The 9,486-nt window shown below is 72.7% G+C and carries 10 protein-coding genes; 1 reads left to right on the forward strand and 9 read right to left on the reverse strand.

Annotated elements, in window-relative coordinates; genetic code table 11:
* Window positions 1–280 precede the first annotated feature (280 nt).
* The 3 genes from ACIBCM_RS25535 to ACIBCM_RS25545 all read right to left on the reverse strand — a co-directional run bounded on the left by ACIBCM_RS25535 (window position 281) and on the right by ACIBCM_RS25545 (window position 3,219).
* Entirely contained in the window at window positions 281–1,528 is a 1,248-nt protein-coding gene (locus ACIBCM_RS25535; RefSeq protein WP_399246966.1) for a GNAT family N-acetyltransferase, read from the reverse strand.
* 25 nt (window positions 1,529–1,553) lie between these two features.
* Window positions 1,554–2,510: an asparaginase gene (locus ACIBCM_RS25540; protein ID WP_399246968.1), complete on the reverse strand. Its 957-nt coding sequence runs from the start codon at window positions 2,508–2,510 to the stop codon at window positions 1,554–1,556.
* Window positions 2,511–2,574: 64 nt separating this feature from the next.
* Window positions 2,575–3,219, reverse strand: coding sequence for an ABC transporter substrate-binding protein (locus tag ACIBCM_RS25545; RefSeq protein ID WP_399246970.1), 645 nt, complete (start codon window positions 3,217–3,219; stop codon window positions 2,575–2,577).
* Window positions 3,220–3,366: 147 nt separating this feature from the next.
* Here ACIBCM_RS25545 and dtd point away from each other — a divergent pair, with 147 nt between their 5' ends.
* A complete protein-coding gene (dtd, locus tag ACIBCM_RS25550) occupies window positions 3,367–3,804 on the forward strand; it encodes a D-aminoacyl-tRNA deacylase (protein WP_399246972.1) in 438 nt (145 codons plus the stop codon).
* A gap of 276 nt (window positions 3,805–4,080) precedes the next feature.
* Here the strand turns inward: dtd and ACIBCM_RS25555 are convergent, their stop codons facing one another.
* From ACIBCM_RS25555 to ACIBCM_RS25580, 6 genes are all read right to left on the reverse strand, one after another.
* Window positions 4,081–5,046: a YgfZ/GcvT domain-containing protein gene (locus tag ACIBCM_RS25555; RefSeq protein WP_399247100.1), complete on the reverse strand. Its 966-nt coding sequence runs from the start codon at window positions 5,044–5,046 to the stop codon at window positions 4,081–4,083.
* 18 nt (window positions 5,047–5,064) lie between these two features.
* The gene (locus tag ACIBCM_RS25560) at window positions 5,065–5,592 is read right to left on the reverse strand and encodes a Fur family transcriptional regulator (protein ID WP_399246974.1); all 528 of its coding nucleotides are present in this window, start codon (window positions 5,590–5,592) and stop codon (window positions 5,065–5,067) included.
* A gap of 30 nt (window positions 5,593–5,622) precedes the next feature.
* Entirely contained in the window at window positions 5,623–6,195 is a 573-nt protein-coding gene (locus ACIBCM_RS25565) for an FABP family protein (protein ID WP_399246976.1), read from the reverse strand.
* 377 nt (window positions 6,196–6,572) lie between these two features.
* Entirely contained in the window at window positions 6,573–7,520 is a 948-nt protein-coding gene (locus tag ACIBCM_RS25570; RefSeq protein ID WP_399246978.1) for a hypothetical protein, read from the reverse strand.
* The gene (locus ACIBCM_RS25575) at window positions 7,517–8,278 is read right to left on the reverse strand and encodes a hypothetical protein (protein ID WP_399246980.1); all 762 of its coding nucleotides are present in this window, start codon (window positions 8,276–8,278) and stop codon (window positions 7,517–7,519) included. The genes ACIBCM_RS25570 and ACIBCM_RS25575 overlap by 4 nt, the downstream gene beginning before the upstream one ends.
* Window positions 8,275–9,486 (reverse strand): hypothetical protein (locus ACIBCM_RS25580; RefSeq protein ID WP_399246982.1); only part of this gene is annotated, 1,212 nt, incomplete at its 5' end. The genes ACIBCM_RS25575 and ACIBCM_RS25580, both read right to left, overlap by 4 nt.

Below are 9,486 nucleotides of genomic sequence, written 5' to 3' on the forward strand. Positions count from 1 at the left end.
GGGTCAAACAGCCCCCCCCCCCCCCCCGGGCCGGTCGGCGGGGGCCCCTTGTGCGCCCCCCGGGCGGGGGGGGGGGGCCGCGCCCGGGGCCGGGGGGGGGGGGGGCCCGGGGGGGGGCGGGGGCCCCCCCCGGCCGGTACGTACGCGGTACCAACGCGGTCCGTACCAGGTCCTTACCCGGTCCGTACGCGGTACGGGACCGGGCGCCGCGCCGGTACGGCCCCGGTCCGCGCCGCCACGAAAGCGGTACGGCCCCGGGTGCCGCGCCGATGCGGGCCCGTCAGAAGATGTCCGGGCACCAGGGACGCCTCGGGGTCCGGAACAGCCGGTCCGCCGTCGAGGCCGCTCCCGGACGGTTCTCCTCCAGGGTGCCGAGGGCCTTCAGCCTGACCGGCGACTCGTCACCCAGATAGAGCGCGCCCAGTTCCCGTACGTCCAGCGTCAGATCCGGTGACTGCGCCGTCGGGACGCACGAAGCGCCGTCCGGACCGGTCTCCAGAAGGAAGCGCCCGGCCGTCAGGCCGAGCGGGTCCCGGACGTCCAGGACCAGGGCCGCGGCGGTGTCGTACGTACGTGCCTCCAGTGCGCGGACGGCGTCCAGGATCCGCACCCACAGGAAGTCCGCGTGCGTCACCGTCCGCGCGGCCCGGGGGTCCGGGAGAAGGGAGGGGAGCAGGTCGTCCGGGGCGCGGTAGCCGGTCCGGACTGTGGTGATCCAGTCGATCGAGCAGAGGAACCCCCACAGCGCGCGCTCGGCGGCCGGTGTCAGCGCCAGCAGATCGCTCACCGTCGCCGTGTTCAGCGGCTGCTTGGCATCGCCCCATGTGTCGTCGACCCGGTAGACGGCCAGCCCCTCGATCTCGCCCGACGCCGAGCGGTAGACCGCGTGGAACGGCTCCGTCCAGGGCTCGTCCGGGAACCTGGTCACCCCGGTCCTCAGCCGCCACCAGCGCTCGTCCCGGCTCACCGCGCCCGGCTGGAGAGCCGAGAACCGGGTGTGCAGCTCCGGGCCCTCCTTCCGTACCTCCGTGAGATCGGCGAGGTCGACCCGGCCGCCGTCCGCCGGCTGACCGGAGAGGCGGCTGTCGATGCCGGCGCGCGGAATGTCGACCGACCACTCGGCCGTCCAGGTCGCCGGTCCGAAGCCGTACCGCCCGTAGATCGGATACTCCGCGGAGATCAGCGTCGCCACCGCGTCCCCGCGCTCCCGCGCCGCGCGCAGATCGGCGGTCATCAGCCGGCCGAGGATGCCCCGGCGGCGGTGGGTGGCGGTGACGGAGACATTGGTGACGGCGTTCGCCGCGACGGCCGCGCCCCCGGGGACGGTGAGCCGCTGGTCGAACGAACGGTACGTCGCCACACAGCGGCCCCCGTCGTAGACCCCGGCGGCCCGGGACAGATCGACCCCCTCCGAACGGGCCTCGGCCTCCCCCTCCGCGAGGGCGGGCGAACGCAGAAAGCCGGTGGACAGGGCCCGCAGCCAGCCCGGGTAGTCGGAAACGGAGACGGAACGGGTTTCAAGGGTCATACGGGCCACGCTAGGCACCGGGCCCTCAGAAAGTCGCCCGGATTTTCCCGACCTCCGCGGCGCCCCCGAGCAGTGGCGCACGGCGGATCCGCGCCACGACCGGGGCACGTACCCCCATCAGCTCCAGCGCCCGCCCCAGCACCGGACCGAGCGCCCGTCCGGCGCCGTCGTCGACCTTGAAGGCGAGGGCGCGGCCGTCCGGGAACGCCACCGCCTGAACGGCCTCGGCGCCCATCTTGGAGAGCGTCCCCGGCACCTCGCGCATCAGCCAGGTGTCGGCGCGGCGGGTGCCCGCCACATACTCCGGGTGCGCGCGCATCGCGTCCGCCACCCGCCGCCCGGCCGTGCCGGGGGCGGCCAGCACCAGGGAGCGGTACGCCCGAGCCAGCCCCGTCAGGCTGATCGCCATCAGCGGCGCCCCGCAGCCGTCGGTGCCGAGCGCGGCGACCCGCTCGCCCGAGGCCTCCTCGACGACCTCGTGGACCAGGCGCTGGAGGGGGTGGGCGGGGTCGAGATAGGAGGTCCGGTCCCAGCCGTTCAGGGCGCAGGCCGCCAGCATCGCCGCGTGCTTGCCGGAGCAGTTCATGGTGACCGGGTCCCGGACCCCGCCCGCCGCGAGATACGCCTCGGCCTCCGCCGGGTCCAGCGGCAGATCCGGCGGGGTGCGCAGTTCGGCGGCGCTCAGCCCGTGCTCGGCGAGCATCGTACGGACGAGATCGAGGTGGAAGCCCTCCCCGGAGTGGCTCGCGGCGGCCAGCGCGAGGCGTTCGCCCGTGATGTCGAGCCCCGCGCGCAGGACGGCCGCGGCCTGGAGCGGCTTGTTGCTGGAGCGCGGGAAGACCGGTGCGGCCACATCGCCGAGCGCCCGCTCCACGCTGCCGTCGGCCGCCAGGACGACCAGCGCCCCCCGGTGGCGGCCCTCGGTGAAACCCGACCGTACGACCTCGGCGAGGACGGGCGGTATCGGCGTGGTGGTGCTCATGGGCGGCCTTCCGGAACTGAACCCGCCGGTGCGAACCGTGCCGGAGGGGCGCCCCGGACGCGCCTCAGGTGAGCAGGTCGTCTACTTGTGCTTCTCCCTCACGGTACCTGCGGGCGATCTCGGCGCTGCAGTCGTCCGCGGTCCGCTGGAGGAGCTGCCGGCGCCCCGAGACCTGCTGCTCGTAGCGGACCAGCCGTCCCATCGCCGCGTGCAGCTCGTCGTCCGTGCGGGCGGCCAGGTCGGACAGCTCCACCTCGGCGAGCATCTCGGAGGCCAGCCGCCGGTACTCCTCGCCGTGCGGGGTGGACACGGTCACATGGCGGGCGGAGGTGCGGTGCCGCGAGGGCGTGTCGGCCAGGATCTCCGACAGCCGGTCCACGACCGGTGCCTCCGGGTCCGTACGGCGTGCCAGCTCGGCCCGCAGGATGTCGATCCGGCCCTGGAGCAGCCGCCGCACATAGCTGAGGTCCGCCTCGTCGCGCTGGGAGTCCCGGCGCAGGGTCCGCAGCTCCGGCAGACGCAGTCGCGGCAGGTCGTACTGCGGGGGGTCGGGAAAGGCGTCCACGGCACGGTGGCTGTCCGCGGTGCGCTGCTGCGGAGGGCGGCCGGCGGCCTGGCCGGCCGACGGCACGGGGGTGGCCATCGCTGCCGTCGTCACGATCCCGGCCGACGCGTTCTCGGCCGCCCGCCCGGTGCCCGATGTGCTCATATGCGTATGTCCGTCCCCTCGACCGGTGCACGGGGTCTCCCCAGGCCCGGAGGACCGGGGGCTGCACCGCCTCCGTGCATCGTGCCACTACGCAACCGCTCCACGCAGGTGCTCTGCACCCGTTCAGCCCCAGATAGATTGGTCTGTATGCGTGCGGTGGTGCAGAGGGTCGACGGCGCGAGCGTCGCCGTCGACGACGGGTCCGGATCGCGGACGGTCGGCGAGATCATCGGCGAGGGACTGTGTGTGCTGGTGGGGGTCACCCATGAGGACACCGCCGAGCAGGCGGACCGGCTGGCCCGCAAGCTCTGGTCGCTTCGCATCCTTGAGGGCGAGAAATCCTGCTCCGACGTAAATGCGCCCTTGTTGGTGATTTCTCAGTTCACTCTCTACGGGGACGCCAGGAAGGGCCGCCGCCCCACCTGGAACGCGGCGGCGCCCGGCCCCGTGGCCGAACCCCTGGTCGACGAGGTGGTGGCCCGGCTGCGGGCGCTGGGGGCGCGGGTGGAGACGGGCCGGTTCGGCGCGAGCATGCGGGTCTCGCTGACGAACCAGGGCCCGTTCACGGTACTGATCGAGGTGTGAACCACCCGGGGGCCCGCGGCTCAGGGGGCGTGACTCAAGGGCCGTGACTCAAGGGCCGTACGGATCCCGTCGTGGCTCGGGTGCTGTACGGCCATGGCTCAGCGGGCTGTACGGACCGGGCCCTCGGAGGCGTACGGCCGCGGCATACGGCCCAGGATCGGTACGGGGCCGTATGGCCGTACGGGTTCGGGGGCGCCCCTCAGAGGGCCGTACGGATCGCTCCGGGCGCGGCGGTCCGTACGGTTCCGGGCCCCGGCCCGGTGCGCACCGCGTGGCTTACGGCTCGACCACCGTCTCCTGCGACGCCGCCGTGTCCCCCGCCATCAGGGGCGCGTCCACCGGCACGTTCCGTTTGACCAGGGCGAGCGCGATCGGCCCCAGCTCGTGGTGGCGGGCCGAGGTGGTGACGAAACCCAGCTTGCGGCCGTCCTCGCCGTCCGAGGCGAGCCGGACCGGGGTGCCGGGCCCCGGCAGATGCACCTCGCTGCCGTCCAGATGCAGAAAGACCAGCCGGCGCGGCGGCTTCCCCAGGTTCTGGACGCGGGCCACCGTCTCCTGGCCCCGGTAGCAGCCCTTCTGGAGGTGGACCGCCGAGCCGATCAGCCCCAGCTCGTGCGGGATGGTGCGGTGGTCGGTCTCGAAGCCGACCCGGGGACGGTGGTCCTCGACCCGCAGGGCCTCGTACGCCAGGATCCCCGCGAGCGGTCCGTTGTCCGCCGCGTACCTGTCGAGGTCCCCGCGCGGCAGAAACAGATCGCGGCCGTACGGAGTCTCCCGTACGGCCACACCGTCCGGGGCCTCGGCGATGGAGCCCGCGGGGAGGAAGACCACCGCGATGTCGTCGGTGCGGTCGGCGACCTCGACCCGGTAGAAGAACTTCATCGAGTCCAGATACTCGATCACCGCGTGCTGTGTGCCGGGCTCGACATGGGCCCAGAGAGTCTCGCCGTCGTCGACGAGATAGAGCGCGTGCTCGATATGGCCGTGCGCGGAGAGGATCAGCGCGTCGGCGGCCTGCCCGGCGGGCAGTTCGCTCACATGCTGGGTCACCAGGAGATGCAGCCAGCTCAGCCGGTCCTCCCCGGTGACGGTGAGGACACCGCGGTGGGAGAGATCGACGAGGCCCTTGCCGTCCGCGAGGGCGCGCTGTTCACGGAAGATGTCGCCGTAGTGCGCGGCGACGCCTTCGTCGGAGCCTTCGGCGGGGACGGCGCCGGGCTGGGACAGCAGTGGGCTCTTCACAGTGGCCATGGGAAAAGCCTACGACTCGGTAGTTGAAGCCTCAGCGGAAGGCCGCCGGACGGGCCCGTCTCCCGTGGCGGACCCGGGTTCCGGGGACGGCCGGGAGGCGGCTCCGGGAGCGGCCCCCTCGCCCGCCCCGCACCGCTCGCAGCGGCCGAAGATGGCGAAGTGCTTCATGTCCGTGTCGAACCCGAACGCGTCCCGCAACTGCGCGGTGAACCCGGCCGCGATCTCGACGTCCGCCTCGATCACCTGCGTACAGTCCCGGCAGACCAGATGGATGTGGTGGTGCCGGTCGGCGAGGTGGTAGGTGGGCGCGCCGTGCCCGAGGTGGGCGTGCGAGACCAGCCCCAGCTCCTCCAGCAGCTCCAGGGTCCGGTAGACGGTCGAGATGTTCACCCCGGAGGCGGTTCTGCGCACCTCGGAGAGGATGTCGTCGGGTGTCGCGTGCTCCAGGGCGTCGACGGCCTCGAGGACAAGCTGCCGCTGCGGAGTCAGCCGGTAGCCGCGCTGCCGCAGATCGCTCTTCCAGTCGGTGCTCACCACGTCCCCAGTGTAGGCAGGGGGCACGGGCCCCTACTTGAAGAAGGTGATTCCGTCGTCGGGCAGATCCCCGAGGTCCTTGGCCCATGCCTCGACCTGCTCGGGCGTGACGACCTTCTTCAGATGCGCCGACATGTACGGCCGCAGTTCGACCTGGGGGGTGGCCTTCTCCCCCACCCACATCAGATCGCCCTTCACATAGCCGTAGAGCCGCTTGCCCCCGCTGTACGGCCCGGAGGCGGCGGTCCGCGCGACCGCGTCCGTCACCAGGTCGATCTGGGGCTTCTGGTCGGCCAGCTCGCCGTACCAGATCTCGACGATGCCCTGGTCGCGGACCATGACGACCTCGACCTTGCGCTCCTTGTCGACCCGCCAGTAGCCGTGCTCGCTCTCCAGCGGCCTGACCTTGTTGCCCTCGGCGTCGAGGACCCAGGTGTGTGATGCGTACTCCAGGAAGTCCCTGCCGTCGTGGCGGAAGGTGACCGACTGTCCGAAGTTGCACTTCTCGGCGTCCGGGAAGTCCGAGACGCCCGCGCCCTCCCAGGTGCCGAGGAGGAATGCGAGGGGGACGAGGTCCGGGTTCAGGTCGGACGGGATCTCGATCATGAGCGGCTACAGCTATCTGTGCGGGGCGTGGGTGCCGGGCGTGCGGTACGGGCCGTGGATCAGCGCTGGCCCTGGTACAGCTTCTTCACGGTCAGCACGGCGAAGGCGGCGACGCCGATGCAGACCAGGACCAGCAGGGCTTCGAAGAATGCCTCAAGCACGGGGTGCTCCTCGGGTGAGCGTTGGGCGACACGGTGGACCGGAGTCCGGGCCCCAGCCTAATGGGTGGGGGCCCGGAGACCGGTGTGAGGTGGGCCGTACGCCCGGCGCCCGGCCGGGGATCGGTCCGCGCGCCCGGACCGGGATCGGTCCGGGCGCCGGGACCGGTCGCGTGCCCGGGCCCCGGACCCGTACCCGTCGGCGTGCCCGGCCCTCGATCAGCTCAGCAGCTGGCTCTGGAGGGCCACGGTCTGGTGGAAGGGCACGGCGGCCGCACTGCCCTTCTTCTCGTGGACCACGAGGGCGACGGTGTCGCCCGCGACGAGGTACGCCTGGCGGGTGTGGAGCGGGCCCGGGGACCCGGTCTCCCGGAAGACGAACGAGGAGGTCGACTCGGAGCCGCCCGAAGCCTGCCAGGCGGGGTCCTCCTCGCCCTCCGGCATGTTTGTGAGCGCGAGTCCGGGATCCGTACCGGCCCCGAGGTCCCGGCGCGCGAACATGTCCGCCGAGTCGAGCGAGTCGAACCGGAGCAGGTAGACGCGGGAGGCCGTGCCGTCCGGCATGGTCCAGCCACGGGCCGCGATATGCCGTACGGCGGCATCGTCGAGCGCCTGCCGGATCTCGGCCCGGCTCTCCTCCTCGTACTCGGACCCGAACCGCGCGATCGTCGTCCAGCCGCCGTTGAGCTTCTTGTCCGCGCGGGCGCCCTCGGGCGCGGGCAGCAGAAGGTCCCGCAGGTCGGCGTGGTGGACCTCGTTGTCGTTGCCCTTGCTGAAGGGGCGCGGGCTGCCCTCGGGGAGCGCGGGCAGCGACAGCCGGGGGTAGTCCCAGCGGCCGTCGCTCTTCGTGGCGAGACCGGGGACGTCCGTGCGCTCCATGGAGGTGATCCCGTACGCGGTACCCGCGCCGAGCCCGACGCAGACGAGCACGGCGGCGCTCCAGCGGCCCACGGCCCGCAGCACCCACCGGTCCCGGGCGGGGGCCGGGGGCGCGTGCGGGGTGTCGTGTGCGGTGTCGTGCGACGCCAGGACCTCGGGCGGGTCTTCGGTCCGGGCCGCCGGTTCACCCGGGACCACCGGCATAACGTGCGTTACGGGCGTCTGCGCGGTCTCCGGCTCCGGCTCCGGTGCCTCCGGCGCGGGCCGTGAGGCGGTCTGCTCGGTCATACGTACTCCCCCGGGGACGTGATGTGGTCGAGCTGCCGCTTCACGAGTGAGGTGGCGGCGGACTTGTCGAACGGCCGGGAGCCGTACGCGGAAAAGGACACCAGCGTGTCGGATACGTACGCCGTGCACGTCATCCTGTCGAGCCCGTTGTCCTCGTCGTTCTCGTTCTGTTCCTCGTCCGGATTGTCCATCGAGTTCACGAAGCAGACGGCCTTCTTGTGGCCCTCGATCTTCGGGCCCTTCTTCAGCCCCACCAGCTCCGACAGCCCGGCATTGAAGTCGTAGAGGGTGCGGGCGTCCTTGCCGCTCTTCATCCGGGCGACCTCCACCTGCACGACGAGCGTGTTGTCGAAGAGGGCGTACGTACGTGAGGCGATGCCCTGTACACCGAGACCGTCGATGATCTTCTCGAACTCACGGCGCTTCTTGCCGGTGAGCCCCCGGGCCTCGTCCTTCATCACGGCCGTGGCCTGCTTGGCGTTCAGCTCCTGGTCGTTGCCGTACAGCTCCCGGTCCGGGCCCAGGCGGTAGTTCTCCGGCACCGGCAGGAGGAGCTTGCCGAGCGGGCCCGAGGCCCGGCCCCGGCCGACATCCCCGGCGGGGTCCTCGGCGGGCGCGCCCGCAGGCTTGCCCCAGGTCGTGGTGGGCGCGGTGCGGTCGGCGCCGTCGACGGTCACAGCGGTGTAGCCGAGGCCGCCTGCGAGGGCTCCCAGCACCATCGCCCCACCGATCGCCCGGCGGATCAGTGCGGTCTTCACAGGCGCTCCAGCTGTCGCTCGGCCAGGGTGCGGATCATCTTCTTGCTGATGGCCTTGGAGTCGACGACGTCGATCCCGATCGCGATGTCGCCGCGATGGACGAGGGCACGGGCCCGGTAGAACGGCAGATAGCCCGCTTTCCGCTCGACCTCGTACAGGTAGTACCGGCCGTTGCCGCTGCCCTTCACGGGGTCGCCCTCGTTGCCCGCGCCGGACGACTCCTCCGAGTCCTCGCCCATGTAGCCCTGCTGGCCGGCGATGAACTCCTGGGCGCCACGGGCGCTGCGGAACTGGAGGAGAGTGATCTCCGTCGTCCGGTTGCCCGTCTCCCAGCGGGTGCCTGCGGCCCGGCGGAAATCGTCCTCCAGAAGTTCGCCGAGCATGTAGCCCGGATCCTCGAACTCCATGGCCTGCTCGGGAAGGTCGATCCACGCGCCCGTCCGCCACTTCTCCGCGGCCACGCGCTCGCCCGAGGGCTTGGGCAGCAACAGCTTGCGCAGATCGCCGTCCGTCCTGACCTGGCGGTCCTCGGCGGCGGAGAGCGGTGCGGGACGCTTGTCGGCCGCGAGCGGCTTCGCCGGGTAGGTGAGGTTCCGCTGGCTCAGGGCGGGCAGCGGGGTCGGTTCGCGCTCGGCCTGGACGCCGTAGCCGACGGCCGTTCCGGCGACGACACCGATGACGGCCGCGACGGCGATGAGCAGCACGGTCGCCCCTCGGCGCCGGGTCCGCGGGGGGACCTGCGGTCCCGGTCCCGCAACGGCGGCCGGTGGTGACGCGAGCGGCGCCCCGGGCGCGGCCACCGGCTGCGGCCCGGTGGGAGCCACCGGCTCGGCCACCTGGTGCGACCCACCGCCCGAGACGGGCTCGGTCACCTGCCCTGCGGGCGGCTCCGGCGCGCCCGGAGCGGCGTCCGCCTGCGGGCCGGAGGACGCCACGGGCTCAGCCACCGGCTGCGGCTCACCGCCCGATGCCGACTCGGGTGCCTGCCCGGACGGCGGCTCCGACGTGCCTGCGTCGACGTCCGCCCGCGGCCCGGACCGCATCGCGGACTCAGCCACCGGCTTGCCCACCGGCTGCGGCTCGCTGCCCGAAGCGGGCTTGGCCACCTGGCCTGCGGGCGGCTCCGGCGCGCCCGGAGCGGCGTCCGCCTGCGGGCCGGAGGACGCCACGGGCTCAGCCACCGGCTGCGGCTCACCGCCCGATGCCGA

Origin of the sequence: Streptomyces sp. NPDC051018 (assembly GCF_044456085.1) — a bacterium.
In the GTDB taxonomy this organism is placed as follows: Bacteria; Actinomycetota; Actinomycetes; order Streptomycetales; family Streptomycetaceae; genus Streptomyces.

What these genes read in the sequence shown, in the direction of transcription:
- dtd (WP_399246972.1), top strand. Translation starts at nt 3,367, where the DNA reads ATGCGTGCGGTGGTGCAGAGGGTCGACGGCGCGAGCGTCGCCGTCGAC.
- ACIBCM_RS25545 (WP_399246970.1), bottom strand. Translation starts at nt 3,219, where the DNA reads ATGAGCACATCGGGCACCGGGCGGGCGGCCGAGAACGCGTCGGCCGGG.
- ACIBCM_RS25570 (WP_399246978.1), bottom strand. Translation starts at nt 7,520, where the DNA reads ATGACCGAGCAGACCGCCTCACGGCCCGCGCCGGAGGCACCGGAGCCG.
- ACIBCM_RS25565 (WP_399246976.1), bottom strand. Translation starts at nt 6,195, where the DNA reads ATGATCGAGATCCCGTCCGACCTGAACCCGGACCTCGTCCCCCTCGCA.
- ACIBCM_RS25540 (WP_399246968.1), bottom strand. Translation starts at nt 2,510, where the DNA reads ATGAGCACCACCACGCCGATACCGCCCGTCCTCGCCGAGGTCGTACGG.
- ACIBCM_RS25535 (WP_399246966.1), bottom strand. Translation starts at nt 1,528, where the DNA reads ATGACCCTTGAAACCCGTTCCGTCTCCGTTTCCGACTACCCGGGCTGG.